17 protein-coding genes and 1 riboswitch are annotated in these 20,043 nt (G+C 64.2%); of the genes, 16 read left to right on the forward strand and 1 reads right to left on the reverse strand.

All coding sequences use genetic code 11. The features are described from left to right. The first annotated feature begins 71 nt into the window (after nt 1-71). The 16 genes from AADZ78_RS13440 to AADZ78_RS13515 all read left to right on the forward strand — a co-directional run bounded on the left by AADZ78_RS13440 (nt 72) and on the right by AADZ78_RS13515 (nt 18,781). Nucleotides 72-371 (forward strand): PE family protein, encoded by a 300-nt coding sequence (locus AADZ78_RS13440; RefSeq protein ID WP_085249325.1) that lies wholly within the window; start codon nt 72-74, stop codon nt 369-371. 151 nt (nt 372-522) lie between these two features. Further along, entirely contained in the window at nt 523-819 is a 297-nt protein-coding gene (locus AADZ78_RS13445) for a WXG100 family type VII secretion target (RefSeq protein WP_085249326.1), read from the forward strand. 50 nt (nt 820-869) lie between these two features. After that, the gene (locus AADZ78_RS13450; RefSeq protein ID WP_085249327.1) at nt 870-1,154 is read left to right on the forward strand and encodes a WXG100 family type VII secretion target; all 285 of its coding nucleotides are present in this window, start codon (nt 870-872) and stop codon (nt 1,152-1,154) included. A gap of 98 nt (nt 1,155-1,252) precedes the next feature. After that, nucleotides 1,253-2,155, forward strand: a complete 903-nt coding sequence (locus AADZ78_RS13455) for an ESX secretion-associated protein EspG (protein ID WP_085249328.1) — start codon at nt 1,253-1,255, stop codon at nt 2,153-2,155. Nucleotides 2,156-2,437: 282 nt separating this feature from the next. Beyond that, the gene (gene eccD / locus AADZ78_RS13460; protein WP_085249329.1) at nt 2,438-3,949 is read left to right on the forward strand and encodes a type VII secretion integral membrane protein EccD; all 1,512 of its coding nucleotides are present in this window, start codon (nt 2,438-2,440) and stop codon (nt 3,947-3,949) included. Beyond that, nucleotides 3,927-5,714 carry a type VII secretion-associated serine protease mycosin gene (locus AADZ78_RS13465; RefSeq protein WP_085249330.1) on the forward strand — a complete coding sequence of 596 codons (1,788 nt, stop codon included), beginning with the start codon at nt 3,927-3,929 and terminating at the stop codon, nt 5,712-5,714. Before eccD ends, AADZ78_RS13465 begins: the two co-directional genes overlap by 23 nt. Further along, nucleotides 5,711-6,934 (forward strand): type VII secretion protein EccE, encoded by a 1,224-nt coding sequence (gene eccE / locus AADZ78_RS13470; RefSeq protein WP_085249331.1) that lies wholly within the window; start codon nt 5,711-5,713, stop codon nt 6,932-6,934. The genes AADZ78_RS13465 and eccE overlap by 4 nt, the downstream gene beginning before the upstream one ends. Next, nucleotides 6,931-8,763, forward strand: a complete 1,833-nt coding sequence (gene eccA5 / locus AADZ78_RS13475) for a type VII secretion system ESX-5 AAA family ATPase EccA5 (protein ID WP_085249332.1) — start codon at nt 6,931-6,933, stop codon at nt 8,761-8,763. Before eccE ends, eccA5 begins: the two co-directional genes overlap by 4 nt. Before the next feature lie 648 nt (nt 8,764-9,411). Then, nucleotides 9,412-9,540, forward strand: coding sequence for a hypothetical protein (locus tag AADZ78_RS13480; protein ID WP_264033395.1), 129 nt, complete (start codon nt 9,412-9,414; stop codon nt 9,538-9,540). Nucleotides 9,541-9,553: 13 nt separating this feature from the next. Then, a complete protein-coding gene (locus tag AADZ78_RS13485; RefSeq protein WP_085249333.1) occupies nt 9,554-10,822 on the forward strand; it encodes a PPE family protein in 1,269 nt (422 codons plus the stop codon). A 109-nt stretch (nt 10,823-10,931) separates the two neighbouring features. Then, a complete protein-coding gene (locus tag AADZ78_RS13490; protein WP_085249334.1) occupies nt 10,932-12,149 on the forward strand; it encodes a PPE family protein in 1,218 nt (405 codons plus the stop codon). Between the two features lie 77 nt (nt 12,150-12,226). Further along, nucleotides 12,227-12,403: riboswitch (M-box (ykoK) riboswitch) on the forward strand. Between the two features lie 366 nt (nt 12,404-12,769). Further along, nucleotides 12,770-13,969 carry a PPE family protein gene (locus tag AADZ78_RS13495; RefSeq protein WP_085249335.1) on the forward strand — a complete coding sequence of 400 codons (1,200 nt, stop codon included), beginning with the start codon at nt 12,770-12,772 and terminating at the stop codon, nt 13,967-13,969. Nucleotides 13,970-14,845: 876 nt separating this feature from the next. Beyond that, the gene (locus AADZ78_RS13500) at nt 14,846-16,120 is read left to right on the forward strand and encodes a PPE family protein (protein ID WP_085249336.1); all 1,275 of its coding nucleotides are present in this window, start codon (nt 14,846-14,848) and stop codon (nt 16,118-16,120) included. 34 nt (nt 16,121-16,154) lie between these two features. Next, nucleotides 16,155-17,558, forward strand: coding sequence for a PPE family protein (locus AADZ78_RS13505; protein WP_085249337.1), 1,404 nt, complete (start codon nt 16,155-16,157; stop codon nt 17,556-17,558). Nucleotides 17,559-17,648: 90 nt separating this feature from the next. After that, nucleotides 17,649-17,972, forward strand: a complete 324-nt coding sequence (locus AADZ78_RS13510; RefSeq protein WP_085249338.1) for a DUF732 domain-containing protein — start codon at nt 17,649-17,651, stop codon at nt 17,970-17,972. 101 nt (nt 17,973-18,073) lie between these two features. Further along, entirely contained in the window at nt 18,074-18,781 is a 708-nt protein-coding gene (locus AADZ78_RS13515) for an MgtC/SapB family protein (protein WP_085249339.1), read from the forward strand. Between the two features lie 12 nt (nt 18,782-18,793). Here AADZ78_RS13515 and AADZ78_RS13520 read toward each other — a convergent pair whose 3' ends face one another. Further along, nucleotides 18,794-19,981, reverse strand: a complete 1,188-nt coding sequence (locus AADZ78_RS13520) for an NAD(P)/FAD-dependent oxidoreductase (protein WP_085249340.1) — start codon at nt 19,979-19,981, stop codon at nt 18,794-18,796. Between the last annotated feature and the right edge of the window lie 62 nt (nt 19,982-20,043).

Here is a 20,043-nt window from a genome sequence, read left to right on the forward strand (position 1 = left end):
CCTGGTATGGCCTAGTCATCTACTCTCTTGCAGAGAGCGGTGCTGGGGATGATTCAAGAGAGGAAAACAGCATGTCGTTCGTGACCACACAGCCCGAAGCATTGGCGGCGGCAGCCGGAAACCTGCAGGGTATCGGCTCGGCGATGAATGCCCAAAACGCAGCCGCGGCAGCTCCGACCACCGGGGTAGTGCCAGCGGCGGCCGATGAGGTGTCGGCGCTAACCGCGGCTCAGTTCGCCGCGCACGCGCAGATGTATCAGGCAGTCAGTGCTCAGGCTGCGGCGATTCACGAGATGTTCGTTAACACCCTGGCAACCAGTTCCGGCTCGTACGCGGCCACCGAAGCCGCCAATGCAGCTGCTGCCGGCTGACCGGGCTGACCGTTCGGCGGCCGCTGAGAGACGGAAGGGGGTCATCCGTAGTTCGGGTCGGCGGTTGCGCGTGGCGTAGCCGAAGCCGGCCAGGTCCACAACAACAGATGATCTAAGCAGCAAATAAGCAAGTACTAAAGGAGACAATCAAGTGACCACGCGCTTTATGACTGACCCGCACGCAATGCGGGACATGGCGGGCCGTTTTGAGATGCACGCCCAGACCGTGGAAGACGAGGCCCGCCGGATGTGGGCGTCCTCGCAGAACATCTCTGGCGCTGGCTGGAGCGGTCTTGCCGAGGCGACCTCGTTGGACACCATGGGTCAGATGAACACGGCGTTCCGCAACATCGTCAACATGCTGCACGGGGTGCGCGACGGACTCGTTCGCGACGCGAACAACTACGAGCAGCAAGAGCAGGCCTCCCAGCAGATCCTCAGCAGCTAGCGACCAGAGCAACAGCTGCGTACGCTTCTTCACATTAGGAGAACACCAATATGACCATTAACTACCAGTTCGGGGATGTTGACGCCCACGGCGCCCTCATCCGCGCACAGGCCGCAAACCTGGAAGCCGAGCATCAGGCCATCGTTCGCGATGTGCTGGCTGCCGGCGACTTCTGGGGCGGCGCCGGTTCGGTGGCGTGCCAGGAGTTCATCACCCAATTGGGCCGCAACTTCCAGGTGATCTACGAGCAGGCCAACGCCCACGGCCAGAAGGTTCAGACAGCCGGCAGCAACATGGCGCAAACAGACAGCGCCGTCGGCTCCAGCTGGGCCTAATACCGAACTTCAGGCGCGGCAGCACACCACGAACCGGTGTGCTGCCGTGTCCTGCAGTCAACTGGCACGAGAATGACTGAGGACCACTGAGGCTAGGGATGGATCAACAAAGTACCCGCACCGATATCACCGTCAACGTCGACGGCTTCTGGATGCTTCAGGCGCTGCTGGACATCCGGCACGTCGCGCCCGAGTTGCGGTGCCGGCCGTACGTATCCACCGACAACAACGACTGGTTGAACGAGCACCCCGGGATGGCGGTCATGCGCGAGCAGGGCATCGTCGTCAACGACACCGTCAACGAGCAGGTGGCCGCTCGGATGAAGGTGCTCGCCGCACCTGACCTCGAGGTCGTCGCACTGCTGTCGCGGGGCAAGTTGCTCTACGGAGTCGTCGACGACGAGAACCAGCCGCCCGGTTCGCGCGACATTCCCGACAACGAGTTCCGGGTGGTGTTGGCGCGCCGTGGCCAGCACTGGGTGTCCGCGGTCCGGGTTGGCAACGACATCACCGTCGACGACGTCTCGGTTTCCGATAGCGCCTCGATCGCAGCGCTGGTGATTGACGGCTTGGAGTCGATCCACCATGCGGATCCGGCGGCGATCAATGCGGTCAACGTCCCGTTGGAGGAGATGCTGGAGGCAACGAAGTCGTGGCAGGAATCCGGCTTTAACGTCTTCTCCGGCGGAGACCTACGGCGAATGGGCATCAGCGCCTCCACGGTGGCCGCTCTGGGTCAGGCCTTGTCGGATCCCGCGGCCGAGGTCGCGGTGTACGCGCGGCAGTACCGCGACGACGCAAAGGGGCCCAGCGCCTCGGTGTTGTCCCTGAAGGACGGATCGGGTGGGCGCATCGCGCTGTATCAGCAGGCGCGGACCGCGGGGTCCGGCGAGGCGTGGCTCGCGATCTGCCCGGCTACCCCGCAGCTAGTGCAAGTGGGGGTAAAAACGGTTTTGGACACATTGCCATATGGCGAGTGGAAAACGCACAGCAGAGTTTAACAACGCCGTTACGAAACACGCAGTGCAACAACAGTTTTGAACATAGAGTGCGAGTTAGATGCGAACACGGGCATACTGCTCTAGAACCGGCTGCAATAACTGAAAAGCAAGGTCAACCGTAATTAATAGTCGCGAGGCGAGGCAAATGAAATCGGAGTCAGTCGAGCCGCAGCTCCCAGAGGGCTTTGACATCTTGGGCGCGTCGGTGCGTACACCGAAAGAGCCACACGTGCGGCCGAGAATGCGGCGAAATGCATTCGCCATAGCAGGGGGAGCAGGACGATGACTGCAGTAGCTGATGCGCCACAGGCCGATGTCGAGGGCATCTCGTCGCCACGAGCCGTTGTAGTCGGCATCATGGCCGGCGAGGGTGTCCAGGTCGGTGTGCTGCTGGACGCCAACGCTCCGGTTTCAGTGATGACCGAGCCACTGTTGAAGGTTGTCAACAGCCGACTCCGGGAACTCGGTGAGAACCCGCTGGAAGCCACTGGGCGCGGCCGATGGGCACTGTGTCTCGTCGACGGCACGCCGCTGCGCGCCACCCAGTCGCTGACTGAACAAGACGTCTACGACGGCGACCGACTGTGGATTCGGTTTATTGCCGACACCGAACACCGCTCGCAGGTCATCGAGCACATCTCCACCGCGGTGTCGTCCAACCTCAGCAAGCGATTCGCCGCGATCGACCCCGTCGTCGCTGTCCAGGTCGGTGCGGCGATGGTGGCGACCGGGGTGGTGCTGGCATCCGGCGTACTGGCCTGGTGGCGCTGGCACCACAACACATGGTTGACAACCATCTTCACCGCAGTGATCGGCGCGCTGGTGTTGGCAGTGGCCATGATGCTACTGATGCGCGCCAAGACAGACGCGGATCGGCGCGTCGCCGACATCATGCTGATGAGCGGGATCGTTCCGGTGACGGTAGCCGCCGCGGCCGCACCGCCCGGTCCCGTCGGGTCCCCGCAAGCTGTGCTCGGATTTGGGGTGCTTACCGTCGCCGCGGCGTTGGGGCTGCGGTTTACCGGTCGCCGACTGGGGATCTACACCGCAGTCATCACCATCAGCGCGCTGACAACGCTTGCGAGCCTGTCACGGATGGTCGCAGCGACCAGCGCGGTGACCCTGCTGTCCTGCGTGCTGCTGACCTGCGTGTTTTTCTACCATGCCGCGCCGGCGCTGTCCCGGCGCCTGGCCGGCATCCGGCTGCCGGTTTTCCCGTCCGCGACCAGCCGGTGGGTTTTCGAGGCCCGCCCCGATCTGCCGACCACTGTGGTGGTGTCGGACGGCGGTCCGCCGACTCTGGAAGGACCGGCGTCGGTGCGTGACGTGCTGCTGCAAGCGGAGCGCGCCCGCTCGTTCTTGAGCGGCTTGTTGGTGGGACTGGGCGTCCTGGTGATTGTGTGTACGACCGCGTTGTGCAATCCACACACCCACGAACGCTGGCTGCCGCTGATCCTGACTGGGTTCACCGCAGGTTTCCTGCTGCTGCGTGGCCGCTCCTATGTCGACCGTTGGCAGGCGATCACCCTGGCCTCGACCGCCGTGATCATCGTCGCCACGGTGTGCGTGCGGTACGCGGCCGGGCTGCACTCGCCGCTGTCCGTGTCGATCGCGGCAGCGATCCTGGTGCTGCTGCCGGCGGCGGGGATGACAGCCGCGGCGGTGGTGCCCAACACCATCTATAGCCCGCTGTTCCGCAAGTTCGTGGAATGGATTGAATATCTCTGCCTGATGCCGATCTTCCCGCTGGCATTGTGGTTGATGAATGTCTATGCGGCGATTAGGTACCGATAGCAGCAAGTCGTGGCGTGGTCGCGCGTTCACCGCGACCATCGCCGCGATTCTGCTTGCCTCGGGTGCGTTAGCCGGCCTTCCACCGGCGTATGCAATCTCGCCGCCGACGATCGATCCGGGCGCGCTGCCGCCTGACGGTCCACCCGGACCAGTGGCGCCGATGAAGCAAAACTCCTACTGCACCGAGGTTGGGGTGATACCGGGCACGGACTTCCGGTTGCAGCCGAAATACATGGACATGCTGAACCTGCCTGAGGCATGGCAATTCGGACGTGGTGAAGGGGTGAAGGTCGCCGTTATCGATACCGGTGTGACGCCGCATCCCCGGCTGCCGCGCCTGATCCCAGGTGGCGACTACGTAATGGCTGGCGGTGACGGGTTGTCTGACTGCGACGCCCACGGAACCATCGTGGCGTCGATGATCGCTGCGGCTCCGGCGAACGGGGCCGTGCCGCTCCCGGCGGTGCCGCGTCGGCCGGTAACAGTTCCCACCACGGAGAAGCCGCCACCACCACAGACGGTGACGCTGTCGCCGGTCCCCGGCCCGACGGTGACCGTGATTCCGGCTCCGCCGCCGTCGCCGGAGGAAGGGGCCCCACCGGGGCCACCGCCAGGACCTGGTCAGGCGCCGGCTGCGAACCACAGCGGCGGCACCGTGACCGTTCCCGGCTATTCGGGTGGCGGGCACGTGATTTCCGTCGACAATCCGCACCCGCTGGCACCGCACCCGCTCGCTCCGTCGACCACCTCGGCACCCGCACCGCCACCGCCACCGCCGCCCGGCGCGTCCGCGGCACCGGCCCCGGACGCCTTCAGTGGGATCGCGCCGGACGTTGAGGTGATCTCAATTCGCCAGTCAAGCCAGGCCTTTGGCCTCAAGGACGCGTACACCGGGGACGAAGATCCGCAGACGGCGGCAAAGATCGACGGCGTCCAGACGATGGCGCGAGCGATCGTGCACGCGGCCAACATGGGAGCTTCGGTGATCAACATCTCCGACGTGACATGCATGAGCGCGCGCAACATCATCGACCAGCGTGTCCTGGGCGCCGCCGTTCATTACGCGGCGGTCGACAAGAACGCCCTCATCGTGGCCGCGGCCGGCGACAGCAGCAAGAAGGACTGCAAGCAGAACCCGATCTTTGACCCGTTGCAGCCCGACGATCCTCGCAATTGGAACGCTGTCACCACGGTGGTGACACCCTCCTGGTTCAGCGACTATGTGCTGACCGTCGGCGCAGTCGACTCCACTGGGCAGCCGATGAGTCAAATGAGCATCGCCGGACCATGGGTATCGATCTCCGCACCCGGAACCGACATCGTCGGACTCTCACCCCGCGACGACGGTCTGATCAATGCGGTTGACGGTCCGGACAACACGTTGTTGGTTCCGGCGGGCACCAGCTTCTCGGCTGCGATCGTGTCCGGTGTGGCCGCGCTCGTGCGCGCCAAGTTCCCCGAGTTATCCGCGTACCAGGTGATGAATCGGTTGCTGCACACGGCCAGGGCGCCCGCTCGCGGCGTCGACAACCAGGTCGGCTACGGTTTGGTTGACCCGGTGCCGGCACTGACCTGGGATGTGCCCGAAGGCCCCGCCAGGCCGCCGAAGCAGCTATCAGCACCACTGGTACTGCCAAAGCCGCCCGCTGATCGCAACATGGTGCCAGTGTGGGTGGCAGCCGGGGGATTGACCGGTGCACTACTGATAGGCGGCGCGGTGTTTGGTACGGCGACATTAATGCGGCGATCAAGGAAGCAGCGATGAAGGCTCAGCGCAGGTTTGGGTTGTCGTTGTCGTGGCCGCGGGTGACGGCGGTTTTTTTGGTCGACGTCCTGATCTTGGTGGCCGCCAGCCATTGCCCGCAATCATGGCAGGGCGACGAGCATGTGGCGTGGTGGGTCGGCGTGGCCATCGCGGCATTGGTGACGCTGCTGTCGGTGGTCACCTATCGCGGGATCACGGTGACGTCGGGTGTCGCGGCGTGGCTGTGGGATTGGTCGGCTGACCAGGGTACGGCGCTGGGGGCCGGCTGCACGCCGGCGATGGACCATCAGCGTCGCTTCGGGCGTGACACCGTGGGTGTGCGTGAGTATCGGGGCCAGTTGGTCACCGTGATCGCTGTCGACGACGGTGAGGGTGATCCGTCGGGTCGCCACCGTCACCGGACTGGTTTTGCGACGGGGGGGGCAGCCGTTTTGCCGGTGGCCGCAGTCGCTGAGACGTTGCGCCAGTTCGACATTCAGCTTGATGGCATCGACATTGTGTCGGTGCAGGCCCGCGGCGCAGCGGCGGCGGCCAAGGCCTCGGCTTCGCTGGAAGAGTGGGGGCCTGAGGAGTGGGATGTGGTGGGTGACCAGCCCGCCGCCGATCGGCGCAGCACCTGGTTGGTGTTGCGGATGAATCCGCAACGCAATGTGGCTGCGGTGGTGTGCCGTGATTCGTTGGCGTCGACGTTGGTCGCGGCCACCGAGCGGTTGGCCCAGGATCTGGATGGGCAAAGTTGTGCAGCCCGGCCGTTGACTGCGGATGAGCTGGCCGAGATGGATAACGCGGTGCTAGCCGATTTGGAGCCGACATGGAGCCGCCCGGGTTGGCGGCATCTTAAGCATTTCAATGGATACGTGACGAGTTTTTGGGTGACGCCAGCCGATATCAGCTCGGAGACGTTAGAGCAGTTGCGCTTGCGCGACACCCCGGAAGTGGGAGCGACCGTGCTTACGGTGCGGTTGACCACGCGGGTGGAGGGGCCTGCGGTGTCGGCGTGGGTGCGCTATCACAGTGAGGCCCGTTTGCCGAGGGAACTCTCAGTAGGGCTCAACCGGCTCATTGGCCGACAGTTGGCAGCGGTGCGCGCCAGCCTGCCTGCTCCTACGCCCCGGCCCCAATTGGTCGTACCTAGCCGCAGGCTTGGAGAGCATGACGAACTCGAGCTCCCAGTCGGCCACGAGCCAGAGCACGCAACAAGCTTGTCCACAGGGCAATGACCCGCGCGCAGTCAGCCGCCGAAGACGCCCGTAACGCACTGGTCGCCGGTCTGCTGGCATCGGGAATCTCTGTCAACGGCCTGCAGCCTAGCCACAATCCGCAGGTGGCCTCGCAGATGTTCACCACCGCTACCACCCTGGATCCAGCGATGTGCGATGCCTGGCTGGCGCGGGTGCTGGCCGGCGACCAGAGCATCGAGGTGCTAGCTGGTGCATGGGCGGCGGTCCGGACCTTCGGTTGGGAGACGCGCCGCCTTGGCGTCACGGATCTGCAGTTTCGCCCGGAGGTCTCCGACGGATTGTTTCTGCGGCTGGCTGTGACCAGCGTGGACTCGCTTGCCTGCGCGTACGCCGCGGTCCTCGCCGAGGCTAAGCGTTACCAGCAGGCGGCGGAACTGCTGGATTCCACCGATCCCAAGCATCCGTTCGATGTTGAGCTGGTGAGCTATGTGCGGGGTGTGTTGTACTTCCGCACCAAACGCTGGCCGGATGTGCTCGCGCAATTCCCCGAGGCAACGCCGTGGCGGCACCCCGAGCTGAAAGCCGCGGGCGCGGCAATGGCCACGACGGCACTGGCGTCACTCGGGGTCTTCGAGGAGGCATACCGTCGTGCTCAGGAAGCCATCGAAGGGGACCGGGTACCCGGCGCGGCGAACATCGCTTTGTACACCCAGGGCATGTGCCTGCGGCACGTCGGCCGTGAGGAGGAAGGGGTAGAACTGCTGCGCCGCGTGTATTCGCGCGATGCGAAGTTCACCCCCGCCCGTGAGGCGCTGGACAATCCCAACTATCGGCTGGTTCTGACCGACCCGGAAACGATCGAGGCGCGGACAGATCCCTGGGATCCGGACAGTGCGCCAACCCGCGCACAGACGGAGGCTGCTCGCCATGCCGAGATGGCCGCGAAGTACTTGGCCGAAGGCGACGCCGAGCTGAACGCGATGCTCGGTATGGAACGAGCCAAGCGGGAAATCAAGCTCATCAAGTCCACAACCAAGGTGAACTTGGCGCGAGCCAAGATGGGCCTTCCGGTCCCGGTGACTTCGCGCCACACGTTGTTGTTGGGGCCCCCGGGAACCGGCAAGACGTCGGTAGCACGGGCCTTCACAAAGCAGCTGTGCGGGTTGACCGTACTACGCAAACCGCTGGTGGTGGAGACCAGCCGCACCAAGCTGTTGGGCCGGTATATGGCCGATGCGGAGAAGAACACCGAGGAGATGCTCGAGGGCGCGCTGGGCGGAGCGGTCTTCTTCGACGAGATGCACACGCTGCACGAGAAGGGCTACTCGCAGGGGGACCCCTACGGCAACGCGATTATCAATACGCTCCTGTTGTACATGGAGAACCATCGCGACGAGCTGGTGGTGTTCGGAGCGGGATACGCCAAGGCCATGGAAAAAATGCTCGAGGTGAATCAGGGTCTGCGGCGCCGCTTTTCGACGGTCATCGAGTTCTTCAGCTACACCCCGGACGAGTTGATCGCGCTGACGCGTCTGATGGGTCAGGAGAACCAGGACGTTATCACCGAGGAAGTGGCCCAGGTGTTGTTGCCGTCCTACACGAAGTTCTACCTCGACGAGACCTACTCCGAAGACGGGGATCTGATTCGCGGTATCGATGTGCTTGGGAATGCCGGTTTCGTGCGCAATGTGGTGGAGAAGGCACGCGACCACCGCAGTTTCCGGCTCGATGACGAAATTCTCGACGAAGTGCTGGCTAGCGATCTCACCGAGTTCAGCGACGTCCAATTGCGCCGATTCAAAGAGTTGACTGCCGAGGACCTCGCCGAGGGGCTCCGCGCTGCAGTGGCGGAGAAAAAGACAACCTAAACAGTTCTCATCTAGCCTCGGCCAGCTAACCCCGGCCGCCCGCAGTCCCGATCCATTCCGTTGAATGTGCCGGATATTTACGACCGTCGCGTTTTTTGCTCATCGCACCTGCGGGAGTCGCGTTTGCGTGCATCGGGCGCGATAGCACCAGGGCAGCGGATGCTGGCCCGGCAGTGAAGTTTCTGCACGGAAATCGGCTCTGAAATATGCATTGACGGCCACCGCCGAAAGCGCCCAGCGGGCCGGCGCGACACGCCAAGTGTATGGGTTGTGTCTAACTCGCTTCGGGCCGCGCCACAGCCGGATACGCTGTTTGATGCCGAAGCTCAGACGAGCGGGATGCCGTGTCTGGCAAATATTGCCGGTCGACGCTATCCCAATTTGCGCAACACGGCGGCACTCCCGGGTGACCGAATCGTGACGGGAGGTGGGGCGGAACCGATCCAATTGACAGTGGTTCGACGAAGTTGATGATCGTTTCATTCCGATCCGGTCACGGCGATTTTGCGCCGTCTGAATCAATTGGCGCCGAGTACCCGAAACACGCTGCGCAGTAATTGCGTAGAGGTGCTATCGGCAACACCCCGACACCACCACAGCGGCCGAGGCTAGAAGTCCGGATCGGATTATCCCGACGAGGAGACGTCCATGCTATCTGGGCCCGCCGCAACACAATTCGCGCTGCACGCCCCAATCTATCAAGGTCCGGGCCGCAAAGCGGCGATCCTTCATGAACTGTTCATGGCCAACCTGGCCAATGCAGTCATTGCCGATTAAAGGAGGTGTGGCAATGGATTTCGGAGCGTTACCACCGGAAGTCAACTCTTTGCGCATGTATTCGGGGCCAGGAACGGCCCCGATGCTGGCTGCTGTGACGGCCTGGGACAGCCTCGCCGCAGAGCTGCGTTCGACGGCGGACGCGTACGAGACGGTGATCTCGACGCTGACCGGCGACGAATGGCTGGGGCCGGCGTCGGCATCGATGGTGGCTGCAGTCACCCCATATCTGGCGTGGATGACCATCACCGGGATGCAGGCCGAGCAGACTGCCCGTCAGGCCGCTGCGGCGGCGGGCGCATTCGAGTCCGCGTTCGCGATGACGGTTCCGCCGCCTGTGGTGGCGGCTAACCGAGCTCAATTGGCGGCGCTGGTCGCGACCAACTTGCTTGGTCAGAACACGCCCGCGATCGCCGCGACCGAGGCTGCCTACGGCGAGATGTGGGCCCAGGACGCGGCCGCGATGTATGGCTATGCGACGGGCTCTGCCGCGGCCGCGACGCTGACACCGTTCACCGAGCCGACGCAGACAACCAACCCGAGCGGACAGGCCGACCAGGCCGAAGCGGTCACCCAAGCCGCCGCCAGTGCCGGGGCCAGCCTCACGCAATCGGAGTTGCCGCAACTGATGTCCGCGGTGCCAGAAAGTCTGCAAGGACTCGCATCACCAGCGGCGGCGTCGCCACTCGATGCCATTCCCGGGTCGGGATTGCTCGCCGAAATCCTGAATTTCCTGGATGGAGCCGATGGGAATCCTTATGGGACCTTCTTGAACTCCAACCTGGCCAACGGATTCGTCTCGGCCGGGTACGTCAGCCCCGCACTCGTCGGCCCGGCCGTCTGGGCTGCTATGGCAGACATCAACGCTGTAGCACTCGGCGCACAAGAAGGGGTCGCGGTACCACCTATGGGCTCCGGCGAAGGAAATCCGGGGTGGATACCCGCAGACTCGCCGGCCAGCCCGATGGGCGTGCCACCGTTGGGCGAGGTGACCCCGGCCTCGTGGCATACGGGAGGGGTGTCGGTCGGCACCAACAAGGCTGCGTTGATCGGGCGATTGTCTGTCCCACAAAGCTGGACGGCGGCGACCGCGGTGGCGAACCACGCCGGAGCTGCGGCAGCAGGTGGCGGCTGGACCAGCACCGCCGTCCCGGAAGCGGCGGCCGGCATGCCCGGTGTGCCCGGCATGCCCGCCGCAGGGATTTACGGGCACGGCTTCGGTAGTGCCCCGCGGTACGGATTCCGGCCCACCGTCATGGGACGCCCACCAGCCGCTGGATAGCGCAAGGGCCTTCGTGACTTTGGCGGTCGGTGCTGGCACGTATGCGGTCACCGAAGCCAACAACGCGCCGAGCGATCGGTTAAAGGTCGGCTAAAAGGAGGTGCAGGCAATGGATTTCGGGGCGCTCCCGCCTGAAGTCAACTCCCTGCGCATGTATTCCGGGCCAGGATCGGCGCCAATGTTGGCTGCCGTGACGGCCTGGGATGGCCTTGCCGCCGAAATGCATTTGACCGCAACGGCATACGAGTCGGTGATCTCGGCGTTGGTCAGTGAAGGTTGGCTGGGGCCGGCGTCGGCAGCAATGGCCGCCGCGGTCGCCCCATATGTCACATGGATGAGCGCCACGGGCCTGCGGGCCGCGCAGACAGCAAGTCAGGCCGCGGCGGCCGCGGTGGCCTTTGAGACCGCGTACGCCATGACTGTGCCCCCGGCTGTGGTTGCGGCGAACCGTGCGCGATTGCTGGCGCTGGTGGCGACCAATTTTCTGGGTATAAACACGCCCGCGATCGCGGCTACCGAGGCCGAATACGCCGAAATGTGGGCCCAGGATGCGTCGGCGATGTACGCATATGCCGCTAGTTCCGCCGAGGCCGCAGCGCTGACACCATTTTCCGAACCGGCGCAGACCACCAATCCGTCCGGGCCGGCCGGCCAGGCCGCGGCGGTCTCCCAAGCGGCCGGTTCAGTGGTTGGCAGCCTTACCCAAACGGAGTTGCCCCAACTCATGTCCGCGGTGCCGGCGAGCTTACAAGAATTCGCATCACCTGCGGCAGCGTCCCCATTCGATGCCATAACCCAGTCGGGACTGCTTGCCGACATCCTGAATTTCCTGGATGGCGCCGATGGGAACCCTTACGGGATCTTCCTGAACTCCGCGCTGTCCAACGGGTGGCTGTCAGCTGGATATACGGCTCCCGCAACGGTCATGCCCGCAATCACGAGTGCGCTGGCCGATGTCAATGCGGTGGCTCTCGGCGATACGGAGCAGGTCTCCTTACCGCCCATGGGCTCCGGTTCCGGCAACCCCACGTGGACCGGGGCGACGGGCACTCAGCCGGGATTGGGGGGAGTTGCGGCCGGCACGAACCAGGCGGCCCTGGTGGGGCGACTGTCTGTTCCACCGAGCTGGACCGCGGCCGCCGAGGTGGCAAATCCCGCCGGTGCCGCAGTCTCGGCAACCGGTTCGACCAGCACCGCTGCTGTGCCTGAGACTGCGGGCGTGCCCGGTGTGCCCGGCATGCCGGCTGGTTACGCGCGTAGTTTTGGCAATGGTCCCCGATACGGATTCCGGCTGACGATCATGCCGCGTCCGCCCGCCGGCGGCTGATCGGGACTGCCGGCCGCCCGACGGCTCCGAGCGCGTCGAGTTGACTCCCATCGCTCCGAGTGCCACGATAGGCCCGGTATGCACCTCGCTAGGTGAGGCGTCTGCACGGATATAGGCCACTGACCTCGAACGTCGAAAGACGCCCAGGGTCAGGACAGCTCTTCCCGGCTTAAGGGTTGAGCCCAAGTGGCTTCTGGCTTTTGACCAGCCAGATACGCCGTGTGGTGCCAAAGCTCTGACGAGAGGGGTGCCCGCCCGATCGCTTTGCGATGGGCCCTCATCCCTGTGTGCGCGGTGCCCGGCATCCCCGTGTGCCCCGGCCCTGAGGAGGTGAGAGCGGAATGAGTCCCGGCGATAGTCCGTATCCGAGATCGACGACCATTTCGTTCCGATCCGACCCCGGTGCCGTTTTCGCGATCTGAACCGCGTTACAGCACTTCACTTTCCTGATCTCGCGTTTCGCCATGCGAAACGTGAGCGGGCTGCGCGGAAATGGCGCCGGTCCGGGTTGGGTCATTCCCGTGAGGATCATGGCCGATGTCATTTGTCACCGCCAATCCGGAGGTTAGCGCAAGTGCCACGGCAGTCCATTTCAGCCAGCTAGGAAGAAGGGGGCAACAATGACCGCCGCCCTGGACTTTGCGGCATTGCCGCCCGAAATCAACTCCACCCGCATGTACTTGGGAGCGGGCTCGGGGCCCATGCTGGCCGCCGCCTCAGCCTGGAGCGGGTTGGCCGCAGAATTGCGCGCCACCGCGTTGTCTTACGGCTCGGTGCTCGCCGCACTAACCAGCGAGGAATGGTACGGCCCAGCGTCAGCAGCCATGGCGGCCGCCGCGGCCCCCTACGTAGAGTGGATGACCAGCGTCGCCGTCCAGGCCGAGCAGACCGCCGCACAAGCCGAGGCCGCCGCGGCTGCTTACGAAGCCGCGTTCGCCGCAACCGTGCCACCAACGATGGTCGCGGCCAACCGGGCTCAACTGATGACGCTGATCGCCACCAATATCCTCGGTCAAAACACGCCGGCGATCGCGGCCACCGAGGCGCAGTATGCCGAAATGTGGGCCCAAGACGCGATGGCAATGTACGGCTACGCCGGTTCCTCGGCGGCGGCGACGGAGTTGAGCCCGTTCGTCGAGCCTCACCAGACAACCAACCCCAGCGGGCTGGCCGCCCAGGCCGCTGCCGTTACCCAAACCGCCGGCAACTCGGCCGCCAGCCAGCAGAGCGCGCTGTCACAGCTGATCTCCGCGATGCCCAGCGCATTACAAACGCTTACCGGCTCCAACAACACATCCTGGTGGAGAGAAATCCTGAACCTGCTGACTGGGAACGGGCCGCCCTGGTGGAACAACTTCTGGAACACGTGGGGACCCAACGCCAACCTTTGGAACACCATCACTTCGACGGGGTTCTTCACCCCGGGTGCCACCGTCGGAACCCTTTCGAGCTTGCTAGGCGCGGGCGCTATGGGAGATGTGGCGGGGGACATGGCCGCGGCGGCAGCACCTGCGGCGTCCAACGCGGTAGCAGGTGCTGTCGGATCCCCCGGCGGGCTTGGTGGCATGATTTCCGCCGGTGCGGGCAACGCAGGGATCATCGGCAAGCTATCGGTGCCGCCAAGCTGGACCGGCGCCGCGCCGGTCGGCCCCCTTGGCTCAGCGTTGGGGGGCACTCCAATGGTCGCGCCGCCGCCGGCGATGGCAGCCGGCATGCCCGGAATGCCTTTGGGCAGTATGACCGGTCAACCGTTTGGCCGCGCTGTGCCCCAGTACGGTTTCCGGCCCACCTTCGTGGCACGCCCACCGGCCGCCGGATAACGGGCGGGGCCGCAAGGACTGCGTCCATCCAGGCACTGTCCAGCAACTAGACAGTTAGATGGCAGCTGTACTGGCATACGTTTCCCGACGTGTTGCGTACGCTTTCGCATAATCGGGAGAACACGTTACGACGTTCAGCAATCGATTCGGTGCTTCGACCATCAGGTCGCCGCTCGCGAGTGCTGACGCAGCCATCTGTGGGGTCGGTTGTAGATGATTTACGGGCATGCCAGGGCACACGTGGCTGACCATAAGCCGATTGCAATGACAATACCGCTGGATATCCTTGGCCAATATCGTCCGCCCGCTCCGAAGCCCTACCGCGGCGACGCAGCAGTGGCACATATTATTAAGCCTCCGAGCATTTTTAAATGGCGAAAAAAGGGGGTCGCAATAATACGCGATTGACGGAGTGAAATGCCTTTCTTTCGCACATCTCAAAATGCGAGTGGAGGCAATGAGCTGTAGACACTTGAATCGACCTTTGCCCGATTGCGGGAGGGCCACTGATCATCGTTGTGACCACGGTGTATAGCGTGCCAAGGCGATAGCTGCACGCCCGTCTCACAAGTGGTCAACGAACGGTGACACCGACTGTTTACATTTCGCTTACGTGAGCGGAACGCTATGCAAATAATTTCTCCGCAACATGTTTGTAGCGTAGGTCAGAAGCCTAAAAAGGGGGAGGAAATGCTTACCGCAACAGATCTTTCGAACCCGGAGCGTGCGGTTTGTCGTCACTAAAACATTGTGAAATCACTCACAGCACATTATTTGTGTATCTGTTGAGTTTCATAAGAGCCACATCGATTTGTATGCAGAACCAGGGGGCCGTGATTACCATGGCGGCCGTATAGGGGACCGGAGGTAACACATATGGACTTCGGGGCGCTCCCGCCGGAAATCAACTCCGGGCGGATGTATGTAGGGGCGGGGTCCGGACCGATGTTGGCTGCAGCTGCGGCGTGGGATGAGTTGGCCATGCACTTACAGGCCACGGCCGCCTCATATGGTTCCACGATTGAGGGCCTGACCATCGGCCCGTGGACGGGTCCCTCCTCGATCACGATGGCGGCTGCGGCCGCTCCGTATGTGGCGTGGATAACCGCCACGGGGGCTCAGGCTGAACAGGCGGCCACGCAGGCCAAGATCGCCGCCGCGGCGTATGAGACGGCGTTTGCCGCGACGGTGCCCCCACCGCTGATTGCCGCAAACCGGGCGTTGTTGATGACGCTGATCGCCACCAACATATTTGGACAGAACACCCCGGCAATCGCGGCTACCGAAGCCGAGTACGCCGAAATGTGGGCGCAGGACGCCGCCGCGATGTACGCCTACGCCGCTTCGTCTGCGACCGCGTCGGAGTTGACGCCGTTCACCGAGCCACCGCAAACCACCAATCCGTCGGCGGCGGCCACGCAAGGGGCCGCGGTGGCCCAATCCGCCGGGACCGCTACCGGCTCAGAGCTGACGACGCAGCTATCCCAGTTGATCTCTGCGGTGCCGAACACGCTGCAAAGCCTGGCGACAACCACGGCGTCACCGGCCGCGGCCACCGGATTGCCAGGGATAACCCTGCCACCGTGGCTCGCGACCGACATCGCGAACTGGAACACAATCATGTCGGCCCTCACCGGGCCGTACTCGCTGCAGGGGCTGACCTCCATACCCGGCGGCCCGTTCCTGTCGTTCGGTCAGATATACGCCTACGCCCAAAACGCGCAAGGGCTGCAGGCCTTCTACGCCCCTGCGAAACCCATCACCGGGACATTGGCACCTATCGCTGGCCAAGGGTTCAACTTGATGTCCGCTGCGGAAGGTGGGGCGCCGCCAGTATCGGGGGCTATGGGCCGCGCGGCCCTGGTGGGAAGTATGTCGGTGCCCGAGGGCTGGACCACAGCCGCACCGGCGATGAGAACGCTCGCCTCGGTGCTACCCGCCAACTTGGCAGCCGCTCCGGCTGCTTCCCTGGCCGGCGGCGAGGCCGGCGTGTTTGGCCAGATGGCCCTGTCGAGCCTGGCGGGACGTGCCATGGGCGCCACCGCGTTCGGCTCCGGAGGTGGTGGTGCGGCTGGTTCACTCGGCGGCGTCGTCGCCGAGGCGGACCCAGCCGCCGCCACCATCATCGTGATCCCGGCGGTCGAGGACTGACCCGGACGGGTACGACCAGGTAAGGGGCAAAGACATGTTTTACGCAGCACTACCGCCGGAGATCAACTCGGGCAGGATGTACACCGGGCCGGGCTCGGGGCCGTTGCTGGCCGCTGCGGCCGCCTGGGACACGCTTGCCGCAGAACTACAGTCCACCGTGGCCCTCTACTCGTCGGCGATCTCGAGTCTGACTAGCGGGCCGTGGGTAGGTCCATCATCGGCAGCCATGGCGGCCGCAGTCGCGCCATATGTGACGTGGCTCAACGCAACCGCGGCGCAGGCAAAGGAAGCAGCGACCCAGGCGACCGCGGCGGCAAGCGCCTACGAGACAGCGTTCGCCGCGCACGTGCCGCCGCCAGTGATCGCGGCGAATCGCAGCCAACTCGCAACACTGATCGCTACCAACCTTTTTGGGCAGAACACGTCGGCAATCGCGGCCACCGAGGCCCAATACGCGGAATTTTGGGCCCAAGACGCCACCGCGATGAACAGCTATGCCGCCTCGTCGGCGACCGCCACCCAAGTGACGGCGTTCACGGAGCCACCCCAGATCACCAATGCGAGCGGTCCGACCAGCCAGGCGGCCGCGGTAGCGCAAGCCGCGGGCGGTGCAGCCGCCATCGATACGCTCCTGGCATCAGGCCCGATATCGGAACTCCTGCAATTGGGCGCGGACCTCGCGACGGCTTACAACACCGCGGTTCCCCAGCTCATCGACGCCCTGCTTGGGCCGGGCACGGCAGCGACATATAGCAGCCTTTACACGGCCATCAAAGTTCCTCTCGGCTTTACCACGCAGTTCAATGACATCGGGCTAATCATCAACTTCCCCGCTTCGCAGTTTCTCAAGTTCGCGACCAAGCCGGCTGCGCTTGGCGAACTGCCGAAAGATGCGTTGGGAGGCGGTCTTGGACTTGGGGCGCCGCACTTTGGCCGGGGCACGCTGTTCGGCGCGATAACGCCAGATGTAGGCGCGGATTTCGGACGTGGCACCTTGGTTGGAAAGTTGACGGTTCCGCCGAGCTGGGCTACGGCGACCCCGGATATCAGGATGGTCGCTGCCGCGCTTTCGGCCGCCGGACCGGAGGCCGTGCCCGCGGCCGCGCTCAGCGAGGGCAGCGTGCTCAGTTCGATGGCCGCGGCCGGAATGCTCGGCAGCGCCTTAGGCGCAGGGGCTCCCAGCGCTTTCGCCGGCACTGGCATCCGAGGTCGTCTCACACCCATCAAAGACCTCAAAGACAAACAGTCGCCCGAGAAGCTCAAACGTCTGGTCGCACAAATCTCGGAAAAGCCCGAGAGCGTGCAGCACCACAATGTCGATCAAGAAGGTCTTGACAGCCTGCTCGAGCAACTGTCGAAGAAACCGGGCATCCACGCGGTCCACCTAAAGAAAGGCGACAAGTCTAAAGTCCTTCCTTCGGATGCGCACTTGGGCTAGCTGTTTGCCGTATTGCCTTGGGACCAAAGAACTTTGGCGCACTATACGAATTCTGCAAGAATTGCCACCACATGGGAGAATGGTGAGATTATGAGACGGCTGCTAGCGCTTCTCGGCGTCCTTGCCATGATCGGCCTGGCCGCGCCCGCGTACGGCGACCCCGATGACAGCGGTGGCGGTGACGACGCGGGCTTCCTCGCTGCCCTGCGACAAGCCGGAATCACCTACGGCAACCCCGCTCAGGCCATTGGGTCCGCCAAGGCGGTGTGCGGATGCTTGGATAACGGCGAATCGGGTTTGGAGCTAGTCAACGACGTGAAGACCCGTAATCCCGGCCTGGATATGGACGCGGCGGCACAGTTCGCCTTGATTTCATCGAAATACTACTGCCCGCATCACCTCAGCCACGCCTGATACCTGAAGGCCATGCGCCGTTCACCTAGGCGTGGTTAGCTGCCGCGCCGAGGACTGGGGGGCGTTCCGCAGCCTTTGCGGTCGGAGAGGAGTGCGCCGTCATGCAGATGCTGAGCACCGCCGATTTTGCGCTCCGGGTGGGCGTTGGAGTCGGTTGTGGCGCCCTCATCGGCCTTGAGCGGCAATGGCGGGCGCGCATGGCTGGCCTGCGAACCAACGCACTGGTGGCGGCCGGCGCTACGTTGTTCGTGCTTTACGCGGTCGCCACCGAGGACAGCAGCCCCACCAGGGTCGCGTCTTACGTGGTGTCCGGGATAGGTTTTCTTGGCGGTGGGGTAATCCTGCGCGAGGGGTTCAACGTCCGGGGCCTCAACACCGCTGCCACCCTATGGTGCTCGGCGGCCGTCGGTGTGCTGGCCGCCTCGGGGCACCTGTTGTTCACTGTGATCGCCACCGGCACCGTGATCACCATCCATCTGTTGGGGCGCCCACTGGGCCGGCTGATTGACCACGACAACAGCGTTGAGGAAGACGAAGGATTACAGCCTTACCAGGTGCAAGTGATATGTCGCCCCAAGTCGGCGAAATACGCGCGTGCTCAGATCGTGCAACACACCGCCAATAACGACATCACATTGCGGGGCGTCCATACCAGCCCGGTCGACGACGACAAAGTCACTTTGACTGCGCACCTACTAATGGACGGCCATACGCCGGCCAAGCTTGAGCGGATGGTTGCCGAATTGTCCTTGCAGCCAGGCATTTACGCGGTGCAATGGTATGCCGGTGAACAAGCGCAAGCGGACTGACCAGCGTTCCGCTCAGGGACGAGCCTGCAGATCCGGCGTGGCCGCGGCTAGCAAGTCCGAGCGGTTTCGCGTCAGCGGGGGATAGATTCGCCGGGTATTGATGGTGCGCTTGGTGGCCTTGGCCTTCGCGCCCCGCGATACGACCATCCGATCCCACCCTTCGGTGTACACCGCGCCGGCCGGCCCAAGATCGAGAACCGTTACATACCAAGGGATCCGAAGCGATAGCAGGGGCTGACCGAATAGGTCGCTGATCACGTTGTAGCCGGCATACCGGCCCATCGGGCGGCCGTGCTGGCACGACATCACCGACACGTGTTCGTCGTCCATGCGGGCGGCGGCGACATCGCCGGCGGCAAACATCGCGGGCACCCCGATCACGCGCAGATAGTCGTCGACCGCAACCCGCCCCAGACGATCACGTGCCACCGGCAGCTGCTCGGTCAGCGAGCTGGCCCGCATGCCGGCACACCACACCACCGTGGCCGCTGCCAGCTGCTCACCCGACGACAGCGACAGCCCACCCTGACCGACCGCGGCAATGCTCACTCCCACCCTGGTCTCAACACCGTTGTCCGACAAGGCTTGTTCGATCACGGGCCGCGCTGACGCCCCCATGTCGGAGCCGACAAAAGGGTGGTGGTCGACCAGCACCACCCGGGGTGTGACGCCCAGTCGTCGTAGCCTGCTTGGCAGCTCGCAGGCCGTCTCGATACCAGTCAGGCCGGCACCGACGACCACGACGGTGGCCGCGGCGGGTGTTGCCGGGCCGTCGGCGAGCTGTTGAAGGTGGTGTTGCAGCCTCATCGCGCCGTCGTAGGTGTCGACGTCGAAACCGAACTCCCGCAGACCCGGTATGTCGGGTTTGATCACGCGGCTACCCGCAGCGAGCACCAGTCGGTCGTAACCGTATGTCTGGCCGGTTGCCGTGGCGACGCAGCGAGCGTCGACATCAATCCCGGTGACCTCGGTGGTGATGTGCGTGACGCCGGCAGGGTCGAGCACGTCGGCGAGCGGGATGCGGCATGCACTCAAGTCAGCCTCATAGTTGCGAACGCGGATGTCATGAAACGGTTTGGCGCTCAACACCGTGACGCCAACCGCTCTTTCCGGCACGCCGAGCTCGTCGAGTCGCCGGGCAGCACCGAGCGCGGCCCACAGACCCGCGAAACCCGAGCCGATCACCACGACTTGGATCAACGCAGCTCCTCGTTTCTAGGCCGGGGCTCGGCCATAGCTGCCATCAGTGTGTACTTCTGGGC

The sequence above is a fragment of the Mycobacterium riyadhense genome (assembly GCF_963853645.1).
GTDB lineage: Bacteria > Actinomycetota > Actinomycetes > Mycobacteriales > Mycobacteriaceae > Mycobacterium > Mycobacterium riyadhense.

Bases quoted from the DNA above. Each gene is read 5' to 3' on its own strand.
- eccD (WP_085249329.1), top strand. From the start codon at position 2,438: ATGACTGCAGTAGCTGATGCGCCACAGGCCGATGTCGAGGGCATCTCG.
- eccE (WP_085249331.1), top strand. From the start codon at position 5,711: ATGAAGGCTCAGCGCAGGTTTGGGTTGTCGTTGTCGTGGCCGCGGGTG.
- AADZ78_RS13485 (WP_085249333.1), top strand. From the start codon at position 9,554: ATGGATTTCGGAGCGTTACCACCGGAAGTCAACTCTTTGCGCATGTAT.
- AADZ78_RS13450 (WP_085249327.1), top strand. From the start codon at position 870: ATGACCATTAACTACCAGTTCGGGGATGTTGACGCCCACGGCGCCCTC.
- AADZ78_RS13495 (WP_085249335.1), top strand. From the start codon at position 12,770: ATGACCGCCGCCCTGGACTTTGCGGCATTGCCGCCCGAAATCAACTCC.
- AADZ78_RS13500 (WP_085249336.1), top strand. From the start codon at position 14,846: ATGGACTTCGGGGCGCTCCCGCCGGAAATCAACTCCGGGCGGATGTAT.
- AADZ78_RS13510 (WP_085249338.1), top strand. From the start codon at position 17,649: ATGAGACGGCTGCTAGCGCTTCTCGGCGTCCTTGCCATGATCGGCCTG.
- AADZ78_RS13440 (WP_085249325.1), top strand. From the start codon at position 72: ATGTCGTTCGTGACCACACAGCCCGAAGCATTGGCGGCGGCAGCCGGA.
- eccA5 (WP_085249332.1), top strand. From the start codon at position 6,931: ATGACCCGCGCGCAGTCAGCCGCCGAAGACGCCCGTAACGCACTGGTC.
- AADZ78_RS13480 (WP_264033395.1), top strand. From the start codon at position 9,412: ATGCTATCTGGGCCCGCCGCAACACAATTCGCGCTGCACGCCCCAATC.
- AADZ78_RS13455 (WP_085249328.1), top strand. From the start codon at position 1,253: ATGGATCAACAAAGTACCCGCACCGATATCACCGTCAACGTCGACGGC.
- AADZ78_RS13515 (WP_085249339.1), top strand. From the start codon at position 18,074: ATGCAGATGCTGAGCACCGCCGATTTTGCGCTCCGGGTGGGCGTTGGA.
- AADZ78_RS13490 (WP_085249334.1), top strand. From the start codon at position 10,932: ATGGATTTCGGGGCGCTCCCGCCTGAAGTCAACTCCCTGCGCATGTAT.
- AADZ78_RS13505 (WP_085249337.1), top strand. From the start codon at position 16,155: ATGTTTTACGCAGCACTACCGCCGGAGATCAACTCGGGCAGGATGTAC.
- AADZ78_RS13465 (WP_085249330.1), top strand. From the start codon at position 3,927: ATGCGGCGATTAGGTACCGATAGCAGCAAGTCGTGGCGTGGTCGCGCG.